Origin of the sequence: Anoxybacillus flavithermus (assembly GCF_002742685.1) — a bacterium.
GTDB classification, from domain to species: domain Bacteria; phylum Bacillota; class Bacilli; order Bacillales; family Anoxybacillaceae; genus Anoxybacillus; species Anoxybacillus flavithermus_E.
The window spans coordinates 1-22,356 of record NZ_PEDM01000033.1 but is presented as its reverse complement, the minus strand read 5'-3'; the positions used below and the strand labels follow the sequence as shown (position 1 = coordinate 22,356).

18 protein-coding genes and 1 pseudogene are annotated in these 22,356 nt (G+C 41.2%); 3 read left to right on the top strand and 16 right to left on the bottom strand.

Annotation, left to right across the window (positions count from 1 at the left end):
- Positions 1-356: 356 nt before the first annotated feature.
- From CS060_RS11910 to CS060_RS11895, 4 genes and pseudogenes are all read right to left on the bottom strand, one after another.
- Entirely contained in the window at positions 357-1,847 is a 1,491-nt protein-coding gene (locus CS060_RS11910) for a malate:quinone oxidoreductase (protein ID WP_035047762.1), read from the bottom strand.
- Positions 1,848-2,182: 335 nt separating this feature from the next.
- The gene (locus CS060_RS11905) at positions 2,183-2,620 is read right to left on the bottom strand and encodes a GNAT family N-acetyltransferase (protein WP_099669000.1); all 438 of its coding nucleotides are present in this window, start codon (positions 2,618-2,620) and stop codon (positions 2,183-2,185) included.
- 55 nt (positions 2,621-2,675) lie between these two features.
- Positions 2,676-3,704: pseudogene (locus CS060_RS11900) on the bottom strand (IS1595-like element ISBsu3 family transposase).
- 122 nt (positions 3,705-3,826) lie between these two features.
- Entirely contained in the window at positions 3,827-4,489 is a 663-nt protein-coding gene (locus tag CS060_RS11895) for a DUF975 family protein (RefSeq protein WP_035047757.1), read from the bottom strand.
- Positions 4,490-4,649: 160 nt separating this feature from the next.
- Here CS060_RS11895 and CS060_RS11890 point away from each other — a divergent pair, with 160 nt between their 5' ends.
- Complete coding sequence (locus CS060_RS11890) at positions 4,650-5,024, top strand: zinc ribbon domain-containing protein (protein WP_035047754.1); 375 nt, start codon at positions 4,650-4,652, stop codon at positions 5,022-5,024.
- 21 nt (positions 5,025-5,045) lie between these two features.
- On the opposite strand, the gene CS060_RS11885 is transcribed toward CS060_RS11890, so the two are convergent.
- Complete coding sequence (locus CS060_RS11885) at positions 5,046-6,515, bottom strand: SulP family inorganic anion transporter (protein ID WP_035047752.1); 1,470 nt, start codon at positions 6,513-6,515, stop codon at positions 5,046-5,048.
- Between the two features lie 223 nt (positions 6,516-6,738).
- Here CS060_RS11885 and CS060_RS11880 point away from each other — a divergent pair, with 223 nt between their 5' ends.
- Entirely contained in the window at positions 6,739-7,155 is a 417-nt protein-coding gene (locus CS060_RS11880) for a universal stress protein (RefSeq protein WP_035047749.1), read from the top strand.
- Positions 7,156-7,330: 175 nt separating this feature from the next.
- Here CS060_RS11880 and CS060_RS11875 read toward each other — a convergent pair whose 3' ends face one another.
- Both CS060_RS11875 and CS060_RS11870 read right to left on the bottom strand, forming a co-directional pair.
- On the bottom strand, positions 7,331-8,320 hold the full coding sequence (locus CS060_RS11875) for a CapA family protein (protein WP_369795727.1): 990 nt from the start codon (positions 8,318-8,320) through the stop codon (positions 7,331-7,333).
- A gap of 106 nt (positions 8,321-8,426) precedes the next feature.
- Positions 8,427-9,665: a GntP family permease gene (locus CS060_RS11870; RefSeq protein WP_180271085.1), complete on the bottom strand. Its 1,239-nt coding sequence runs from the start codon at positions 9,663-9,665 to the stop codon at positions 8,427-8,429.
- A 182-nt stretch (positions 9,666-9,847) separates the two neighbouring features.
- Here CS060_RS11870 and CS060_RS11865 point away from each other — a divergent pair, with 182 nt between their 5' ends.
- Positions 9,848-11,116 carry a methyl-accepting chemotaxis protein gene (locus CS060_RS11865; RefSeq protein WP_035047747.1) on the top strand — a complete coding sequence of 423 codons (1,269 nt, stop codon included), beginning with the start codon at positions 9,848-9,850 and terminating at the stop codon, positions 11,114-11,116.
- Between the two features lie 31 nt (positions 11,117-11,147).
- Here the strand turns inward: CS060_RS11865 and putP are convergent, their stop codons facing one another.
- From putP to CS060_RS11820, 9 genes are all read right to left on the bottom strand, one after another.
- On the bottom strand, positions 11,148-12,605 hold the full coding sequence (putP, locus tag CS060_RS11860; RefSeq protein ID WP_035047746.1) for a sodium/proline symporter PutP: 1,458 nt from the start codon (positions 12,603-12,605) through the stop codon (positions 11,148-11,150).
- Positions 12,606-12,689: 84 nt separating this feature from the next.
- Positions 12,690-13,604, bottom strand: coding sequence for a proline dehydrogenase family protein (locus tag CS060_RS11855; protein ID WP_099668998.1), 915 nt, complete (start codon positions 13,602-13,604; stop codon positions 12,690-12,692).
- 14 nt (positions 13,605-13,618) lie between these two features.
- Complete coding sequence (gene pruA / locus CS060_RS11850; protein ID WP_099669002.1) at positions 13,619-15,166, bottom strand: L-glutamate gamma-semialdehyde dehydrogenase; 1,548 nt, start codon at positions 15,164-15,166, stop codon at positions 13,619-13,621.
- A 98-nt stretch (positions 15,167-15,264) separates the two neighbouring features.
- Entirely contained in the window at positions 15,265-16,467 is a 1,203-nt protein-coding gene (locus CS060_RS11845; protein ID WP_035047742.1) for a PucR family transcriptional regulator, read from the bottom strand.
- Positions 16,468-16,560: 93 nt separating this feature from the next.
- Positions 16,561-17,514: an ABC transporter permease gene (locus tag CS060_RS11840; protein WP_099668997.1), complete on the bottom strand. Its 954-nt coding sequence runs from the start codon at positions 17,512-17,514 to the stop codon at positions 16,561-16,563.
- Entirely contained in the window at positions 17,515-18,561 is a 1,047-nt protein-coding gene (locus CS060_RS11835; RefSeq protein ID WP_035047740.1) for an ABC transporter permease, read from the bottom strand. It lies immediately after the preceding gene.
- The gene (locus CS060_RS11830; RefSeq protein WP_035047739.1) at positions 18,558-20,087 is read right to left on the bottom strand and encodes an ABC transporter ATP-binding protein; all 1,530 of its coding nucleotides are present in this window, start codon (positions 20,085-20,087) and stop codon (positions 18,558-18,560) included. Before CS060_RS11830 ends, CS060_RS11835 begins: the two co-directional genes overlap by 4 nt.
- A 116-nt stretch (positions 20,088-20,203) precedes the next feature.
- Positions 20,204-21,295 (bottom strand): BMP family lipoprotein, encoded by a 1,092-nt coding sequence (locus CS060_RS11825; RefSeq protein ID WP_035047737.1) that lies wholly within the window; start codon positions 21,293-21,295, stop codon positions 20,204-20,206.
- A gap of 107 nt (positions 21,296-21,402) precedes the next feature.
- Positions 21,403-22,128, bottom strand: a complete 726-nt coding sequence (locus CS060_RS11820; RefSeq protein WP_035047735.1) for a GntR family transcriptional regulator — start codon at positions 22,126-22,128, stop codon at positions 21,403-21,405.
- Positions 22,129-22,356: the final 228 nt, after the last annotated feature.

Here is a 22,356-nt window from a genome sequence, read left to right as displayed (position 1 = left end):
TACTTGATTATTTCAGAACACGCCCTTTCTATACTTATAAGGAAAAATAAGCAAATAAGGTTTTTCGTGCACGGCGACTCAAGAAAATCCCTCTCTTGTAAAGTACATGTTGTGGTGATGAACCATTTTTTGGATTTCTACCATAAGTTGTACTTGATAAGTAAAAACGACCATGGTCAGGAAACGAAAAACTCTACTTTACTTCCACATTACTCTTTTTTATATTGTTTTTTTTATATTGTTAAAAAAGAAGTACATATTTTGATAATAAACCTAAAAACAGAACCCTTTTTTCTCGTTACAACAAATGCACGTCGCTAAAAAAGACAGAAGCCCACCGACTTCTGCCTTTATGTTTATGCAATTTGAAGTGGCATATTTTCTTTTAAACCGAGCGTTTGGGCAGCGAGCGTTTGTACGTCGCGTAAAAGTGTTTCGTTTTTCATCAGCGACACGCCGTATGAAGGAATCATTTCTTTAATTTTTGGTTCCCATTGTTTCATCTCATTTGGGAAGCATTTTTCAATGACTTCAAGCATGACATGAACAGCTGTTGAAGCGCCTGGCGATGCCCCAAGTAGCGCAGCAACCGAGCCGTCGTGTGCGGCAACAACTTCCGTACCGAATTGAAGCGTACCTTTGCCCCCTGCTTCCGTATCTTTAATGACTTGTACACGCTGACCAGCAATAATGACATCCCAATCTTCGCTTTTTGCATGTGGGATAAATTCGCGCAATTCTTCCATGCGCTGTTCTTTCGACAACATGACTTGTTCAATTAAATATTTTGTTAATGCCATGTTTTTTGCTCCTGCTGCGAGCATCGTCAACACATTATGCGGCTTGACAGACGTAATTAAATCGAACATCGATCCGTTCTTTAAAAACTTTGGCGAAAAGCCAGCGAACGGTCCGAACAATAACATTTTTTTACCGTCAATAAAACGCGTATCTAAATGCGGAACGGACATTGGCGGTGCACCAACTTTCGCTTTTCCGTACACTTTCGCATGATGTAGGTCGATAATGTCTGGATTGTTGCACACCATAAACAATCCGCTTACTGGAAATCCACCGATTCCTTTTCCTTCAGGGATGCCTGACTTTTGCAATAAATGTAAGCTGCCGCCACCCGCACCGATAAAGACGAACTTCGCTTGATGAACTTCAACTTCACCAGTCGCTAAATTGCGTACTTTTACTTCCCATAGATTGTCGCTCGTCCGTTTCATATCCTCAACGTGATGTTTATAATATAAATTGACATGCTTATGTTCTAAATGTTCAAATAACATGCGCGTTAAAGCGCCAAAGTTCACATCGGTCCCTGACTCTATGCGCGTGGCAGCAATCGGTTCTGTGACGATGCGGTCTTCCATCATTAGCGGAATCCACTCTTTTAATTTTTGCGGATCGTCGGAAAATTTCATTCCTTTAAATAAAGGATTATGCACCATTTGTTCGAACCGCTTCTTCAAAAACGCAACATTTTCTTCCCCTTGCACGAAACTCATATGTGGAATAGGCATAATAAAGTCCTTCGGGTCGCGAATGCGCTTGTTTTGAACAAGATAAGACCAAAATTGGAGCGACTCTTGAAACTGTTCGTTAATTTTGATCGCTTTGCTTACATCAATTGATCCGTCCGTTTTTTCTACTGTGTAGTTTAGTTCACAAAGTGCGGCATGACCGGTTCCGGCATTGTTCCATTCATTCGAGCTTTCATCTGCCGGTTGATCAAGTCTTTCAAACACCGTAATTTCCCACTCTGGCGCTAACTCTTTCAACAATGTCCCTAAAGTCGCACTCATAACCCCCGCACCAATTAAAATGACATCTGTTTTCATCACTGGACCCCCTAAATCCCATCAATTCGATCAAAAACTTCTCCGCATTTATTATAACACATTTCAATTATAGTATGTCACTATTATTCTACACGATTAAAAAAGTGTTTATATAATTAAATAAAAACGAATATACTTACATATGTTCAAAAAAAGAAACAATATTCTTTCTTTAATGATTTTACAAAATCATTCGATATTTTTCTAGTTCGATTCAAAAAAAAGCTCTGTTAATGTTTAATGTTGATTTTTTCAATAAAATGTTAGGGAACCATCTTTTGGTTCCCCAATTCCCAATAAACCAGTCTATTAGATATTCAATAAAGATGTTTGTTTTATATGTTCATACTCATTGTAATGGTTCTATTTTTGAATCCTAATTTTCCGTACAGTTTAATCGCTTGATTTCCTGCATATACACTTAAGCGAACCTCTGAATATCCATCTTGTTTAAGATGTTCGATACCAGTTTCCATCAATTGTTTTGCAATTCCATTTCCCCTAAATTCCTCTAACACAAACAATTCATAAATAAATCCATATATCTTTTCAGTAAATTGGTCTTTACTTTTTCCTATAAGAATCCAACCCATTAGATTATCGCCTTCAGTTGCTATCAAATAATAGCTTCCTTTCTGCAATAATAGTTCAATAAGTTGTTTGACTTTTTCATCTGACGGTTTTGCTTCGCCTAATGTACCTTCGAATAATGCTTGTGGTGAAAGTGATAAAACCTTTTTATATTCCGAATCGTTTGGTTTTCTAATTTCCATAAATTGAGTTCTCCTCTCCCAGTATTTATAAGCCGATTGCCCGTTAATGACCTTTTTAAGCACTGAACTTAGATAGACGGAGACTTTCAAAAGTTTCTGTCATTTCAAATACAAATGAGGTAAGCAGAAGCTCTTTTATATGTTGCTTGGTATTTTCGTTACTGCGGCTATCTACAAATAAGAACCAAGCAAGGTAATTATCAAGATATTTTGTAGCCACACCTTTAAAACGGTCAATCCACTTCTTCATCCGAGAATGAAAACTGTTGACATTTTGAATGTGATATAAGCCTTTTATAACGTGTTTTCCATCATCGGATTTGATTCGGTAATGCTCTAATCCTTTTTCTTTTGCATAGGTTTTGTATGCTCTCCAAGCATCTGTAACAAGCACATTGTCAGACGATAGTTTAGTACCAATGATAGTTTCAATTTTGGTTTTTACAATACGCCCCATACAAGATACTTTGGAGACGGTTGCTTTTGTACGGTCTCTTGCAACAAGAACACATACTTGTTCGTGGCTGATTCCTCTGTGTTTGGATTTTCCTCCACGTTTTCGAGGCTTCCGTTCTGTAATGCCACATTGCCCTTTTTGAGAGTACAAGAAATAGGTCTCGTCAACTTCAACGATACCTTCAAAATGGTCAAAATCCATTTGCTTTAAGGCGGATAGCAGTTTATGTCTTCAGTAAAAAAGTGTAACCCAAGTAACCCCTACGATTTCAGCCGATTTACGCAGGGAGTAGCCTTTGAACATACAATCCACAAATGTAATCCATTCATCACCTTTTCGGGTGCGATAAAGAACGGTGTTAGTCGTATCCGTAAAGGTTTTAAGGCAACTTTTACAACGATACCGTTGACGACCCTTGACTTTTCCGAATCGAACAACGTGTTCAGATGTACAATGGGGACACTCGAAACCATCTTTAAAACGAGTTTCCCTCATTTCGTTAATCAATCTACCACCAACGGAAGAGGTCGGGTCAACATAACGTTTTACCCATTGATATACTTGTTCCCTTTTAGTATGGGGTAAATTGTCGATGTATTTTAATAGGTTACTGAACGCTTTGGCCATCATTAACACTCCCGAACCTTTGTTCTAATTGTAATTATAGCAAGAACTGGGTTGGGTTTCAAATATCAACAATGTTCTTTAACAGAGCCAAAAAAAAACGAACGAGGTTACCCTTGTTCGTTTTACTCAGCCAGCGCTTCTTGCGTACGAATAAATTGGTCATAAAATGCAGCAAGCGATGTGTAGACGTACGGAACGAGCCATAAAAATCCGATACCAAACGTGATAATCGAGAGAAGCCCCCAGCCAATAAAACTCAAATATAATAAAAATAGTTTCCCTTTATATCCTTTCATACGTTTTTTACTTTCGCTAATCGCTTGAAGTGGACCGTATTCGGGATGATCTTTTAATAAAAAGAATGTTTGTGAATAAGATAACGATTTAATAATTCCAGGGATAATAAGTAGCAAACTCCACAAAAACACAAAAATACCAAATAAAACGGACGTGCCAATGAGTTTTAATGATAACTTCCCATTTTGATATACTGTAAACATCGGAGAGATTCGGACAGGTTCATAGCGATACACATCTAAAAATACCCAATACACAACAACACTAAACGGAATGAGCGCAAGTGAAAGAAGCAAACTGACGATCGAAACAGATGTTGGCACGTTTTCTTGTTCAATCCATACGTCCCATCCTCCACTTAATATAACCTCAACTACCATAGGGAAAACGATGGTCACGAACGCATAAACAAGCATAAGAAGCACGGCACCGCCCCATTTTCCTTTCAACGCTTCCCTTGCCTCACGCCGTAATGATGATGATGTCATAAGATGAAGCCCTCCTTTGCATAATAATGCTTACACATATATTGTATGGTATTCCTGTTCATTGTAGCATATATTCTAACTCTTTTATCCAAAAAACGAAATACATCCCTCATATTTTTCGTATATAATGGATGTATCAAACAAATTGGAGGAAAAGCAAATGAAAAGCATCAAACCTGGCCGTGGACCGTCCATGCAAGGATTTATTGGCAGCATCGCCACCGTTTTATTCGGTATTTTTTGGACGTTTATGACTTTTTCTATTACAAAAGATTCTCCCATTCCAGGGTCACAAATCTTTCCTCTTTTCGGTTTCGTTATAATTGGTATCGGTATTTTTCAAGCTGTGTATCATTATAAAAACGCTACAGGGAAAGAACGAATGTCGATCGTCGATATTGTGGAAGAAAACGAGGAAAAAGACCCGCTCAACACTCGTTTTGGTCATATCGAAGGAGAAAAGTTTTGTCCACACTGTGGAACGAACGTACAAGCAAACTTCCGCTTTTGTCCATCTTGCGGAAAGGCATTATAAAACCGAGCATATCGCTCGGTTTTAATGTCCAATCGTTTGTTGAAGACCTCCTGGCTTGTTGTAGAGGGCAAGGCGATTCACAAGCGTTTCGCACGCTTCACTTAAGCCGATGACATTCGCTTCTATGCCGTTTTGGTGCATTTTGATGACGACGCGATCGATCGCATGCACACCTGTTTCATCTTTAATGCGCGCCTTCGCTAAGTTAATGTTTACTTTTTTCACATCGTCATTGTAGCAAAACGCACGGACAAAATCATTTGCCGAGGCGAAAAAGAGCGTGCCTTCTACATCATATGTTGCGATGTCACCTTTTATTGTTTTCGTCACCTTCACTTTAGACATATCCGCTGCAAAAAATAACGCACTTAACATCATTCCAGCAATCACTCCGATCGCTAAGTTATGCGTGATTACCACTGTGGCAACAGTAATAATCATGACGAAAGCATCCGCCTTTGGCACCTTAGCGAGTCGTTGTATCGAGCCCCAGTCAAACGTGCTGATCGATACCATAATCATAACGGCAACGAGCGCCGCGAGTGGAATTGCAACAACAATACGGTTAAACACCACAATAAGCACCATTAAAAACACACCAGCCACGAGGGAAGAAAGGCGACCTCGTCCGCCTGATTTCACGTTAATAACTGATTGCCCAATCATCGCACATCCTGCCATACCACCAAAGAAACCTGCCACAATATTAGCGATTCCTTGTCCGCGCGACTCTTTATTTTTGTCGCTTTCTGTATCGGTCAAATCGTCGACAATTTGTGCCGTTAAAAGAGATTCAATTAATCCAACAAGCGCAAGAGATAATGAATAAGGAAAAATGATCATAAGCGTTTCAAAAGTCCATGGCACATTCGGAATCAAAAAGCTCGGCAATGTTGCAGAAATAGCTCCCATATCTCCAACGGTGCGCACATCTAATTTTGCCACGAAAGCGATCGTTGTAATGACGATAATCGCAACAAGGGGAGATGGGATCGCTGTTGTGATGCGCGGGAAAACGTAAATAATGAACAAACCGAGCGCAACAAGTGCATACATTACCCAAGATTCTCCTTGGAAATGTGGCAATTGAGCAGCAAAAATTAAAATAGCAAGCGCATTAACGAATCCGATCATAACTGAACGGGGAATGAATTTTAATATATTCCCGATTTTAAGTAAACCTAAAACCATTTGAATGACACCTGTTAAAATCGTAGCTGCCAGCATATATTGTAAACCGTGCTCTGCTACTAAACTAACAAGAACAAGAGCCATTGCCCCCGTTGCCGCAGAAATCATCCCCGGTCTTCCGCCAACAAAAGCGACGACGACCGCAATACAAAAAGAAGCGTATAAACCAACCATCGGGTCAACCCCCGCGATGATCGAGAATGCAATCGCCTCTGGAATAAGCGCAAGCGCAACGACGAGCCCGGCAAGTACATCTCCTCTAATATTTCCAAACCATTCTTCTTTCCAATGTTTAAACATACAACCCCTCTTTCCTTTTTATATTGCTTCTTCCGTAAAGAAGCGTCCCGTACACAACAAAGCGATTATACATAACATTGTTCACATGCTCAACCTTCTATGACGGCTTAGAAACGGCTATACATGCATACATATCAACAAAGAAAGCGATACCAAAAATTTTTTTTGAAAAAGCTTTCATTAGACGATATAATAAACAAAAATCGTTTGTGGGGTTGAAACAATGAAAAACATTTTACTTGCGTCAGATGGCTCTGAACATGCTTTACGTGCTACAAAAAAAGCCATTGAACTTTGTTCGTACATTCGAGAAGCAATGGTCACTGTGGTGTACGTTATCAATACGACAACTGCAAAAACGGATGTATTGCTAGAGGGGAACATAGAAGAACGTGATGCGATGCGTAAAAAACGTTTAGCTTCAACCGAGGCGTTGCTGAAAGAAGCGAATATCCCGTACGAAATTCATATGTTAAGAGGAGAACCAGGACCTGCGATTGTTGAGTTTGCAAACGCTCATCCTTTTGACCTCGTCGTTGTTGGTAGCCGCGGATTAAATACTTTACAAGAAATGGTATTAGGAAGCGTCAGCCATAAAGTCGCTAAACGAGTAGACGCACCCGTATTAATTGTAAAGTAAAAAAGTTCGGCGCCTGCCGAACTTTTTTTACCCTCTTTTTCTCTTTATAGACCGCATCAACCATACAGCACTAAAAACGAATACAGCAAAAACCCCAAGCAACGTGCCAAACATCACGAGTTGAAATACAATGTCCCCGATGTACATAAAATCAACTCCTTTTTTTCATTATACTTTATTTTTCATATACGAGCCATGTTGGTTTGTTAATTTTTGCTGATAAATGGACGATTTTTTCTTTTACGCGACTGGCTTCTTTTCCTTGAAGTGGAATCGGCTGATAGTTGTTTCGCGTCGTGACAGATGAGATGCGAAACGGGATAATGCGAATCGTTGTTTTTGGTTGTTTTATGCCGTTTGCGAAATAAAATGTTTGCTGATAAACAAACGTATCTTTATCGCTCGGATTTTTATTGCCTCCGAACATAAAGTTGCCTAAGCTATAAACAATCATTTTTCCTTTATATTGTTCAATGCCTTGAATGACGTGCGGATGATGACCAACGACAAGATCTGCCCCACTATCGATCGTAAATCTTCCTAACGATGTTTGCGTGCGATTTGGTATATAGCTTCGCTCTTCACCCCAATGAAAATGAACGAGAATAATTTGTGCCCCTTGCTTTCGTAGTGCGCGAATGTCGGTGACAATTTGCTTTCGTACTGCTTGGGTGTCGCTCCATCCTTTATAACCGAGCGTGACGATTTTTACTCCTTTAACTGTTTTCATTAAAGGTATACCGTTCCCGAAATAGCCAATTTTCGCTCGCTTTAGTGTTGCAATTGTATCCGTATATCCTTTTTGTCCATAGTCGAACGTATGATTATTCGCAAGATTCACCCCTTCAATGCTTGCGCCCGTTAAAATATTGACATACGATGGATCACCTCGAAACCGAAACTTCTTCTCCGCTTTTTGCGTGGCGTTTGTTAACGTTGTTTCCAAATTAACCGTTGTAAAATCATCTTGCTTAAAAATTGGCTCAATGTATTTCGTAAAAAAAATGAGACCGTTTTTTTTCGCTTCATGATCAAATGAATACGTATAGCCATAGTTATCATCGCGACCGAGCGTGACGTCCCCAGCAACGCTTAATGTAATGCTCGTTTCTCCTTGCGCCCAAGCAGGATGGGCAAATAAAAACAGAAAAATCCATAAACACATCCATATCTTTCTCACTTTTTCCTCACTCCCCTTTGTGTATATAAATTTTTTTCTACACATGGGGGAAAAACCCTTTTTTTATTTGTTGATGATTTAGAACATAGTTTTATAAAAATAGATAAAAAATGACTGTACATGTTGTGGCAATGGCTATGCCTATGAGCGTTTCGTACGGAAGCAATGTAAGGCGCTCTTTCGTTGACATATGTACACTCGCTGCGGTGATATGAAAAAAACTGCCGTGCGGTAAATGATCGAGCACTGTTGCACCTGCATGTACCATAGCTGCTCCCGCAAGCGATGGGACACCCGCTTCAACTAACGCTTTTCCAAACACGTGGCTTGCGACAGCTGTCCCCGCCGTTGTAGATGCAGTAATGCCTGACAATAACGCACCAGCTAACGATGCCATGACATATGGCGGAAACCCTAGCGATTCGAGCATGTGCATAACCGTTTGGTGCAAAGCGGAGTTCGCGATTACACCCGCTAGCGTTCCAGTACCAAGAAGCATGAATACAACACCGCTCATTTTTTCCATGCCTACGCGTAGAAACATGTTCAACTCCCTCGTTTTATTCATAACAATCACACCAATCACCGCACCAGTCGGCAAAGCGATAAGCGGATCCATTGACACACCAAAGAGCGGACGTGACAATAAAAGAATCATCGCAACACCGGGAGCAACGATCGCTTTTTGCCATGGAGGTGTTTCTCTTTCAACCGTTTCAATTTTTGGCATATGTTTGTCATCACCTCGCCACCGTTTTGCAAGCTGGTACGTGACAAAAAGACCAATCACCGCCGGTGCGATGCCTGCCATCATGAGAGAGGAAAGAGGGACATGAAATGCCTCAGCAGCTGCAATCGTATTCGGGTTAGGAGAAATAATATTCCCGGCTTTCCCCCCACCAATTAATGCGAGCAATATAGCAAAACGTGACACATCAAGTCGATGTGCCATCGCAAGCGCAACAGGTGCAATCGTCATAATGGCAACGTCAACAAACACCCCACATGCTGTTAACATCATCGCTGCAACACATAGCGAAAATAGCGCATATTTTTCTCCGCATGCTTGCATGAGTTTTTCCGCAATTGCCATAGCTGCCCCAGACTGTATCAATACACCAGCAAGCACACCAGCAGCTAAAACGCGCAAAATAGACGGGGTCATCTCTTTTGCTCCATTCATCATTAGCCAAACAGCCTCATCGATGGAAGCTCCCCCTAATAAAGCACCAATAAACGCTCCGCACATCATTCCATACCCTACTGGCACATTTCGTAAAATAAATACAACAGCTAGTAGAAAAGCAGTTATCGCTCCAAATGTGTTCAATTTGGTCCCCTCCAAGTATACAATCTATAAACATATCATGACGTAACGTCATTTTTTGTAAATATATCACAGGTAACATAAAAACTGTGTAAAAATTTTTAAAAATACATACAGATGTATTGTCACCCGTATATACATATAGTATTTTTGTAATAGTCTTTTTGTCGGAGGTGACATATGTATTGTTCAGTGTAACAGGACGTTTTTTACTTATTTCTATCGGAACAGGTGTTATGATGGGGCTCGCTTTTCCGATCGTCGCTAGCTTTTTTACAATATACAAACATCCGTCATACGCTACATACTTTACACTTCTTTGCGTCGGAGCAGGCATCATCGTTGGGCTAACTAGTTTTTTCGTCGGAAAAGTGACGTTAATTCGCGCGATGAAAGAGATGAACAAACAATTTGAAACGATTGTACAACGTGGGGATTTAACGTCTCGACTTACTTTAAAAAGCAATGATGAAATCGGGCGCATCGTCGCCAATTTTAACGTCGTATTAGATACGCTTACCACGATGATTTGGCGCATCCAACACGAAGCACATGAACTTGATGGAATCGTTTCCACCGTCTATCAAGATATCCGTCATTTAAGTAAACAACTTGAACATATTTCATTAGCCACAAAAAATGTGTCTGGAAATGTTGATGAGACCGCTGCGTTTGCTGAGCAAATGTCCGCCACATCAAAAGAGATTGAGCATGCTGTTCAACAAATGATGCGAACAATGAAAGAGGGAGAACAAAATGCTTCATCGATTCGCCAACAAGCTGTGAACATCCATCACATCGTAACAACATCATCAAAAAAATCAAGCGATCTGTTGGCAGAAACAAAAATAAGATTGGAAAAAGCAATCGAAGCTTCACACGTCGTAACAGATATTGAGTTATTCACAAATACAATTATGAATATCGCCAAACAAACAAATTTACTAGCCCTCAACGCCTCAATTGAAGCTTCTCGCGTTGGAGAACAAGGAAAAGGGTTTGCTGTCGTTGCAGAAGAAATTCGCAAATTGGCTGAACAATCACAACAAGCGGGTGAAAACGTTCAACACGTCGCTAAACAATTAGTATCCGCTGTAGAGCGCCTATCCGCGAGCGCATCCACTGTCATATCATATATATCGACAGACGTTCAACATGATTACGAGCAAATGAAAACTATTTCAAAGCAATATGAACAAACAGCTTCGTTCATTGAAGATATTGTTGCTCAATTTAGCAACACAGCGGGCGAACTTAGTCGCGCGTTGCGTGAAATGATTACCTCCATTCATGAAGTATCTACAGCTACTGCTAATAGTGCACAAGAAGTAAATGACTTGTCGAACCGATTAATCGAAACAAATGAAATTGTCGGTCAAATCGCAACATCTGCTGCAAAATCAGAACATATTTCAAATGAAATGAAACGAGCGATTCGACAATTTTCCACGTAAGAAAAAGGTGCCCAAATTGGACACCTTTTTCTTATGATGAAATCGTACGTTTAAACGTATCAAACTGCTCTGTCACTTGTTTATCTGGCGCTGCTGTCAATACGCTGACGATAACAATAGCGATGAGACTTGCGATAAAACCAGGAACCATTTCGTACATCACGCTTGCGTATGAAGAGTTTGCCCAAACGATGACTGTTGTTGCACCTGCAATCATTCCCGCAAGCGCTCCCCATTTCGTCATACGACGCCAACATAAACTTAATATAATGACAGGACCGAATGAAGCCCCGAATCCAGCCCATGCATAGCCAACAAGATTTAAAATCGTATTGTTTTGCTCATATGCCAAAATTAAAGCAACAACAGCAACAAGTAACACCGATAAACGACCGACGAATACAAGCTCTTTATCAGACGCTGAGCGGCGGAATAAAACTTTATATAAATCTTCTGTCAGTGAACTTGATGTCACAAGCAATTGCGATGAAATCGTACTCATAATTGCCGCTAAAATGGCTGCAAGTAAAAATCCTGTAATAAGCGGATGGAATAAAATTTCCCCAAGTTTAATAAATACCGTTTCTGGATCTTCTAACGTCATACCTGCCTGTTTAAAGTAAGCGATTCCAAAAAGACCTGTGAGCATGGCACCGACGGATGAAAAGATCATCCACCCCATCCCGATGCGGCGAGCTTGCTTCATTTCATTCACCGATGAAATCGCCATAAAGCGAACGATAATGTGTGGCTGTCCGAAATAGCCAAGCCCCCATGCAAATAAGGAAATAATACCGACTACGCTTGTCCCTTTAAACAAATCGAGCAAATTCGGATCGATGTCGCGAATCGTTGTCGTTGTTTCTGTTAATCCCCCTGTATGCATAAGCGTCACAATAGGCACGAGAATAAGTGCAATAAACATGATGAGACCTTGCACAAAATCTGTCCAACTAACCGCTAAAAATCCCCCAAATAACGTGTATGCGACAACAACACCTGCAACAATCCATAACCCTGTATGATAATCTGTACCGAACGAGTTTTTAAACATGACGCCGCCAGAAACGAGGCCAGAAGAAACATAGAACGTAAAGAAAATCATAATGACGAATCCCGAAACGAGACGCAATAGCTTCGATGTGTCACCGAAACGATTTTCTAAAAACGATGGGATTGTAATGGAATCGTTCGCTACTTCTGTATATACCCGTAAACGCGGCGCCACGTATAGCCAGTTCGCATATGCGCCAAGGGCTAATCCAATCACAATCCATGAAGCGCTCAATCCTTGCGCATACATCGCGCCAGGTAAACCGAGAAGCAACCAACCGCTCATGTCGGACGCCCCAGCGCTTAACGCCGTCACCGCTGGACCGAGCGTTCGTCCGCCTAACATATAGTCAGACAAGTTGGACGTTCGTTTATACGCCCAATATCCGATGAGCAACATGCCAATTAAATACGTCACAACTGATGCAATAACCAAAGTAATCTCCCCTTCCCTTGTTGTCGATAAAACCCCTTTGTAGTTATTATTATACTAAAATATGTTCACAATTTGTACAAAAAATTATTTTCCAAAAAAGCCTTTTAATGCGAACGCGACGTTTTGCGGACGTTCTGCTAACCGGCGCATAAAATAACCGAACCAATCATTTCCGAACGGAACATATACACGCATCGTATATCCTTCTTTAGCTAACTGCTGTTGCATATCTGTTCGAAAACCGTACAACATTTGAAACTCAAATTGATTACGCGGAATATTATTTTCTTCTACAAACATTTTTACTTTTTCGATAATATGATGATCGTGTGTAGCAATTGCTGTATAACTTCCGCTCAATAAATGGAGTCGAATGATATTCATGTAGTTTTCATCAATTTGTTGTTTATCTTGAAAAGCCACTTCTGGCGGCTCTTTATACGCCCCTTTCACTAAACGAAGCGATACCCCTTTTAAATCTTTCACATCTTGTTCAGCGCGATATAAATATGCTTGAATGACGGTTCCAACATTATCATACGTACGACGAAGCTCATGCAATAAATTGAGCGTCGCTTGACAGTGCCCCGAATCTTCCATATCGATGCGCACAAAATTGTCGTACCGTTTTGCTGTGTCAACGATTTGACGCATATTGTTTAAGCAAAAATCAAAGTCAATATCAAGTCCGAGCTGCGTCAATTTGACGGACAAGTTGCTTTGAACGCCTGCACGATGAATGGCTTCTAACGTGCGGATGTTATATTGTGTCGCTTCAATGGCTTCTTCGCGACTTGAAACGAACTCCCCTAAATGGTCGAGTGTACAAACCAGCCCTTTTTCGTTCAGTTCATGCACCTTTTTGATAGCGCTTTCAATCGTTTCCCCTGCAACAACTTGGGAAGCTCCGAAACGGAGCCCCCATTTTTTCGCCGCTTGATTTAACATTTTACTTTGCGAAGCATATAAAAAAATGTTTTTCGATAGTTGCGCAAGCATGACCATTCCCCCTTTTAAAACATTTCACTGACTGTTTTTGCTTGCATATGAAGCAATAAATAGTCCGGACCACCTGCTTTAGAGTCTGTTCCTGACATATTAAAGCCACCAAACGGATGATAACCGACAATCGCTCCTGTACAACCGCGGTTGAAGTATAAGTTACCAACGTGAAACTCTTGACGAGCTTTTTCTAAATGGGCACGATTGTTTGAAATAACTGCCCCTGTTAATCCGTAATCTGTATTGTTCGCCACTTCAAGCGCTTCATCAAACGTACGCACTTTCGTAAACGCAACAACTGGCCCAAAAATTTCTTCTTGCATCATTCGCGCAGTTGGAGCGACATCGGAAAAAATCGTCGGTTCAATAAAAAATCCTTGCGAATCGTCCCCTGTTCCACCTGTCATGAGCTTTCCTTCTCGTTTGCCAATGTCGATATAGCTCATAATTTTATCATACGAGGCTTGATCAATGACCGGGCCCATAAATGTGCTTTGTTCTTCTGGATTGCCGACTTTTAATTGTTTTGTTAATTCGACAACACGCGTAAGCACTTGGTCATATACATCTTCGAGCACGATCGCACGCGAACATGCGGAACATTTTTGTCCAGAGAAACCGAATGCAGAGGCGACAATGGCCTGTGCTGCTAATTCAAGATCAGCTTCTTTATCGACAATAATCGCATCTTTTCCACCCATTTCTGCAATGACACGCTTCAACCATTTTTGACCTGGCTGCACAATCGCAGCACGTTCATAAATGCGACAGCCAACGGCACGCGATCCTGTAAACGAAATAAAGCGCGTTTGCGGATGTTCAACGATATATTCACCGACTTCTGCTTCTCCACCAGGTAAATAGTTTAATACTCCTTTTGGAAGACCGGCCTCTTCCATGAGTTCAACAAATTTTGCAGCGACAATTGGCGCGCGATCAGATGGTCGTAAAATAACCGTGTTTCCTGTCACAATGGCAGCTACTGTCGTTCCAGCCATAATTGCAAGCGGGAAGTTAAATGGCGAAATAATTAAACCGACGCCAAGCGGCACATAAAAAAAGCGGTTTGTTTCTCCCGGGCGACTCAATACCGGCACACCTTCTGCAAGAGAGATCATTTGTCGAGCGTAATACTCTAAAAAGTCAATCGCTTCTGCGGTATCGGCATCTGCTTCTTTCCACGGCTTACCGACTTCCTTCACTAGCCATGCTGAAAACTCATGTTTTCTTCTTCTTAATATAGCTGCGGCTCTCAACAACACATCGGCACGCGCTTCTGGTGACACGCGCTTCCATGTTTCAAACGCAGAGAGTGCCGCCTTCATCGCCTCATCAGCAAGCGCTTTCGTCGCTTTCGATACAACACCAACGACTTGTTGTTTATTCGCAGGATTGATCGACACGACTTTTTCTTCGGTGACGACTCGGCGTCCCCCGATTATGAGTGGATACTCTTGTCCAAGTTGTGTTTCGACGTAAGCGAGCGCGTTTCGAAACGCTTCTGCTTCATGTTCAAGCGCAAAGTTTGTAAACGGTTCGTGTTTGTACGGTACTGTCACATGCATCGATCCTTTCACGATTTTGTCACATATTCTACGATTCATTATAATTTATACTTTCTGAAAATTGTTTGTCGTTCACCACTAATCATTTTCGTTCATTTTTGTCGTTCGTCCACAATACTTTCCTTATATTTGTATAAAAGGAGATCGATATATAACATCGCGCGTTGCTCAAAATCGTCAAGCGGAAGGCTCGCAATAGCCTGCATGCGCTTTAGTCGATAATTTAACGTATTCGGATGAATATATAAACTTTCGGCTGTTTGTTTTATGTTGCAGTCGTGTTGAATATATGCCCGAAGCGTATGCAAAAATTCGGTGCCGTGCTGTTCATCATGCTTTTTTAGTTTTAATAACGGTTCGTTTTTATACCGCCGCTGTTTATATTGCTCATAAATGAGCGGAACGATCCGATAAATGCCTAAGTTGCTGTAAATATGCGGCAAAGGCTCAGCGATATGTTTTTTTAAATGAATGACTTCCATCGCTTCTTTGTAGCTGTCGCGCAACCTTTGTAACTCGCTATATTCATTCCCGATGCCAACAAAAACATCGCGATCGAGCAAATAGTGAAAATCGTTTTTTAGTTTTGCTATGATAGTGTTAGCAATATGGATCGGTCGCTGCGCTGTCGTCTCCCCGATCACGAGCAAAAATGGATGATGATGATCGATAAAAAAGATCGGAGCATGTATCGTTTTTGTAATAAATGTTACATATTGCTGCATATCGTTTTTCTTTTCACTATTTTCAATGTGAAAAGCCGCGACGACAAATAACGAAGGAACGGTCACGCCAAGCAATTGCGCTTCCATTTGAAAGTCGCGTTCACTCATATCGCGATATTGAATATAGCGGAGAAACAAATCGTTCACTTCCTCTTGCCGTCTGTAGCGCTTCCCTACTTGCTCATGTAAAACGCGAGCAATCTCTTTGGCGACAGCTTCGATCCGTTTTCGTTGCTGTTCTGTTAGCTCATGGAACGATGCTTGGACCCAAAGATAACCGTACACTTTCCCGCCATGTTTTAAACAGACAACGGCGCGGGCACCAAGGTCAATATCGGGAAGTGGAGGGATGCCGACGACGCCGTCAGCTCGTTCAATTTTTCTCATCCATCCGTGTTCGTGTAAATATTGAAAAACGTGGGCGGATGCTCGCTTACTTAAAATCGTCCGCATGCGCACTTCATCTGTTTCATCGTGATGCCCGCTATATGCAAGCAACTCAAAATCGCGCGACTCAACAGTTACGGGACGTTGCAATTCAAAAAATAATTGGTCGACTAATTCATGCAATAAAATCCCCTCCTTCTTTTTTCATTATGATTGAATAAACAGATGAAAAAAAGAGACTTCGGAAAATCCGAAGTCATAGTTTACATAATAAGATTATCGTTTTCCTTTCACGTACGGCGTGCCGAGCGCTTTCGGAGCGTCTGCACGTCCAATGAACCCTGTTAACGCTAAAATCGTTAACGCATACGGTAAAATGAGCAAGTAAACGGTTGGCACGTTTTTCAAAAATGGGATCGCCTGCCCAACGATACTTAAGCTTTGGGCAAATCCGAAGAAAAGAGCCGCTCCCATCGCACCAAGCGGATGCCATTTTCCGAAAATCATCGCAGCAAGCGCCATAAATCCTTGACCTGAGATCGTTGCATGGCTAAAATCACGCGAAATGATTGTTGCATAAATCGAACCGCCAATTCCTGCAAGCGCACCGCTTAACATGACTGCGATGTAACGCATTTTTGCCACATTAATTCCCATCGTATCCGCCGCCATCGGATGTTCCCCAACAGCACGAAGACGAAGGCCAAACGGCGTTTTGTAAATGATGTACCATACAACAAACGCAAGTACAATCGCTAAATAAGATGGCAAATATCCGTTTGAAAATAAAATCGGACCGATGACTGGAATTTTGCTTAAAATCGGAATATCAATTTTATCAAATCCAACTTGCACTTGGTCAGTTTGGCCTTTGCCATACCACATTTTCACAAGGAACAACGATAATCCTAATGCTAAAAAGTTGATCGCCACCCCGCTAACGACTTGGTCCGCGCGAAGTGAAATGGCCGCGACCGCATGCATAAGCGAGAAAATCGAAGCAACAACCATCGCCACTAGCATCGCAAGCCATGGTGTGAATTGTCCAAATTGATCGGCAAACGTTAAGTTAAACACGACTCCAGTAAACGCGCCGATGACCATTAATCCTTCTAATCCGATATTGACAACGCCGGAGCGTTCACTAAATACACCACCAAGCGCCGTAAAAATAAGAGGTGCCGCAAAAAAAATCGCGGAAGGAATAATAATTTCAAGGATGTTCAACATTTATTTTCCCTCCTTTTTGAAGCGCGTAAGCACAAGACGGATTAAATAGCTTGAAGCTACGAAGAAAATAATTAACGCAATGACGATATCAACAAGTTCTGTCGGCACATCGGCTGCTGATGGCATTTCAAGCGCTCCGACTTTTAAAGCTCCAAATAGGACGGCTGCCAAAATAATTCCAAATGCATTATTTCCGCCAAGAAGAGCGACCGCAATTCCATCAAATCCGACTCCGGTAAACCCAGCTTTGACAGAAACGTTTTCAAACGTTCCTAATCCTTCCATCGCTCCAGCAATGCCTGCGAATGCCCCTGAAATAACCATCGCTAATATAATATTGCGGTTGACGTTCATCCCTGCATAATGCGATGCATGTTGGTTAAAACCGACGGCACGAAGTTCATATCCTGTCGTTGTTTTCTCAAGCAAGAACCACATAACGACAGCCGCAATTAACGAAATAATGATGCCGTAATGAAGCGTGGAGTAATCGGTTAAAGACTGTAAAAACTCTGAACGCAACGATGCGGACGGATGAATTTTTTCTGATTTAAATCCTTGATCGGATAAAACAGAACGAATAACCGCATTCGATACGTATAGCGCAATATAGTTCATCATAATTGTGACAATAACTTCATGAACGCGGAAGCGTGCTTTTAAAAATCCTGGAATGAATCCCCAGAGCGCACCGGCCGCTGCAGCTGCAAAAATGGCAAGCGGTAAATGAATGACTTTTGGGAGTTCAAACGCCACACCAACCCAAACGGCTGCAAGCCAACCGACGATGAGTTGTCCTTCTACACCGATATTAAATAACCCTGTACGAAAAGCGAACGCAACAGCTAAACCCGCTAAAATATACGGGGTGACTTGGCGAATCGTTTCCCCAATGTAATACCGATCACCAAAAGCACCGTACAATAAAGCAGAATAGCCAGCAATTGGATCATATCCACTAACAATCATGACAATGGCGCCCGCAATAATTCCAAGAATAACTGCAAAAACAGGGACGAGAATGTTCGTTAAACGATTTTCACTCATGATGATACACCTGCTTCCTTCCGTTTGCTTCCTGCCATCAACAAGCCAAGCTCTTGTTCTGTCGTTTCTTTCGGATCGACAATAGCTACAATTTTTCCTTCATAAATAACGGCAATGCGGTCGCTGACGTTCATAATTTCATCTAATTCGAATGAAACGAGCAATACCGCTTTTCCTTTATCGCGCTGTTCGATAAGACGCTTGTGAATGAATTCGATCGCTCCAACGTCAAGTCCGCGTGTCGGTTGGGCGGCGATGAGTAAATCTGGGTCGCGGTCTACTTCACGTCCGATAATCGCTTTTTGTTGGTTACCCCCAGATAAAGCCCGCGCTTTCGTATATTCATCTGGCGTACGAACGTCAAATTCTTGAATAAGCTGACGTGCCTTATCGTAAATCGCTTTAAAGTTTAAAATGCCGCGTTTTGAATACGGCTCTTTATAATACGTTTGAAGCACCATGTTTTCCCCGATTGGGAAGTCAAGGACAAGACCATGTTTATGACGATCTTGTGGAATATGCCCTACGCCCGTTTCTGTAATTTGTCTCGGCGTTAAATTGCGAATTTCTTTTCCATTTAAACGAATGGAGCCGGATTCGGATTTAATTAAGCCGGTGATCGCTTCGATGAGCTCTGTTTGTCCATTGCCGTCTACCCCTGCAATTCCGACAATTTCCCCTGCATGTACCGTTAAATTCAAATGATCAACTGCAGTAATTCCACGTGCATCTTTAACGACTAAATTTTCAATTTCAAGGACAGGCTTACCGACTTTCGGCGGTTGTTTTTCCGTTTTGAAATGTACTTCACGCCCAACCATTAATGAAGCAAGTTCGTTCGGGTTTGTTTCCGATACATTTAATGTGCCGATGCCTTTTCCGCGACGAATGACGGTCACGCGATCGCACACTTCCATAATTTCTTTTAATTTGTGCGTAATTAAAATAATTGATTTCCCTTCGCGCACAAGCGCTTTCATAATTTGGATAAGTTCTTGAATTTCTTGTGGTGTTAACACAGCTGTCGGTTCGTCAAAAATTAAAATATCTGCTCCGCGGTATAACGTTTTTAAAATTTCGACTCGTTGTTGCATCCCGACAGAAATATCTGCGATTTTCGCTTTCGGATCAACGGCTAAACCGTATCGTTCAGAAAGTTCGCGCACTTCTTTTTCTGCTTTTTCAATATCAATTTGTCCACCTTTTGTCGGCTCGCTTCCTAAAATGATGTTTTCTGTTACGGTAAACGTATCGACAAGCATAAAGTGTTGGTGTACCATCCCGATCCCTAAGTCGTTAGCGACGTTCGGATTGGCGATATTTACTTTTTTTCCTTTGACGCGAATTTCCCCGCCATCCGGTTGATATAAACCGAATAACACGTTCATTAGCGTTGATTTTCCTGCACCGTTTTCACCTAATAGTGCATGAATTTCCCCTTTTTTCAGTTGCAACGTAATGTTATCATTGGCCACAAAATTCCCAAAAACTTTGCGGATGTTCAGCATCTCAATTACGTATTCCAAACGTGATCCACTCCTTATATGAGCATGGTTTACATCACTAAATGAAAAGTTGCAACATGTTGCAGCTTTTCATTTAGTGAGTTCTCCGAAGAGAGAGGTCTTCGGAGAACAAGAAATTATAGAGAAGCTTCAAATTGCTTATATTCGTCGCGAGTTGTAGGTACTTTTACTTCGCCGTTAATAATTTTTTGTTTCCACTCATCAACTTTTTTCAACACGTCTTCTGGAACGTTGTTTTTCGTTGTTGGCGCAATACCTACACCATCTTCTTTTAAGCCGTACTCAACTGCTTGACCACCTGGGAAGTTGCCGTTTTTCGTTTTTGTCGCTAAGTCATATACAGCAACATCAACACGTTTCACCATAGATGTTAATGTTACACTTTTATCTGTTCCAGGTACTTTTCCTTCTTCATATTGGTCGCGGTCAACACCGATGACCCAAATTTCTTTGTTTGGATCTTGTTTTTTCAAGTCGATCGCTTCAGAGAACACACCGTTTCCTGTCGCACCAGCTGCATGATAAATTACGTCAATGCCAGAAGCGTACATACTTGAAGCAATGGCTTTTCCTTTATCTGCTTTGTCAAACGCACCTGCGTATTGCACTTCAACTGTTGCATTCGGGTTTACAGCTTTTACGCCAGCACGGAAACCACTTTCGAATTTCTCGATTAATGGAATTTCCATTCCACCAACGAAACCGATTTTATTTGTTTTTGTCATTAAACCAGCGACAACACCGACAAGGAATGAGCCTTCATGCTCTTTAAATGTAATGCTTGCAACGTTTGGTTTTTCAACGACGCTATCAACGATCGCAAATTTGTTATCAGGTTTTTGATCTGCAATTTCTGTAACGGCATCTGTCATTAAGAAACCGATACCAAAAATGAGGTCAAAATCGTTACGTACAAGTTTATTTAAGTTTGTTGCATAATCGGCATCACTTTGTGACTGTAGATAGTCATAGCCGCCTTTTCCTTTTTTCAATCCGTTTTCTTCACCGAATTTTTGTAGCCCTTCCCATGCAGATTGGTTGAACGACTTGTCGTCAATTCCACCTACGTCTGTAACCATCGCTACGCTAAACTCAGACGCTTTTCCTTCCTCTTTTTTCGGCTCTTCTTTCGCTTGTCCGCAGCCACCAAGAAGCATGCCCGCAGTCAATAATAAAGACATCGACAATCCAAAACGCTTTTTCTTCATCAATCATTACCCCCTCAGTTTTAAAATATGGATGAGTAAAAAGTGAAATGTAAAATATCCTTCTCCCTCCAATGTCACCTCCTTAACAGGATAAGCACTTTTATAAGTTACACACGTTTCCGTAAAACGTGGAAGCTAAACTTATCTGATTTGAAATAGTCAATCGAGTATAAAATAGGCTCGTCATTTTCATCAAAATGCATTTGTTTCAAAACTAAAAGTGCTGTTTCTGGCTCACATTGCAAAATCGGTGACACTTTTTCATGATAACCGAGCGGTTCGATGTGGGTAACAGCATACGCGATATACCGATTCGCTTCATTATGTAATATTTCTAATAAAGACTCATTTTCATAAGCAATTCCTTTAGGTAAATATTTACAAGGGACTTTATCGATACAGTAAACGACCGGCTCGTTATTGGCGGTTCGCACCCGCTCAACAACAAGTAAATCTTCCTCTTTATTACATTGAAAACGCTTTATATCATCTTCAGTCGGCTTCTGTATGGAAGAAGATAAAAAAATCGTCCCCGGTTTACGTCCAGCTTGGCGAATCATCTCTGTCACGCTACTTAGTTGTTCAATACCTGACGTAAACATCGGTCGGGAGCTTACAAACGTCCCAACACCGTGGCGGCGGATGATGACGTTTTCTTCTTCTAATACCCGCAATGCTTCCCGCAACGTCGCTCGGCTTACTCCTAATTGTTTTGCTAATTCAAATTCAGAAGGAAGCTTTTCTTTTTCCTTGTATACCCCTTGCTCAATATCTTTTTTAATCCGATCAATCACTTGTAAATATAAGTGTCGATGATCTGTTTTAACAGACATTCACCATCCCCCACCTTAGATATCAGACATCTGATGTTAGACAAATTTCTCATTAATAATATAACATTTTTTAATCTATAAATAAATAGCGAATAAAAAAAATGTCGAAAAAAGTCGTAAGAAATTATATGTAAGCGATTGTAATAATATATCATTATTATGTCCCATTTATAATCGAGTAGGAGGAGGTGATTAACCTCCGTCCTCTCACACCACCGTACGTACGGT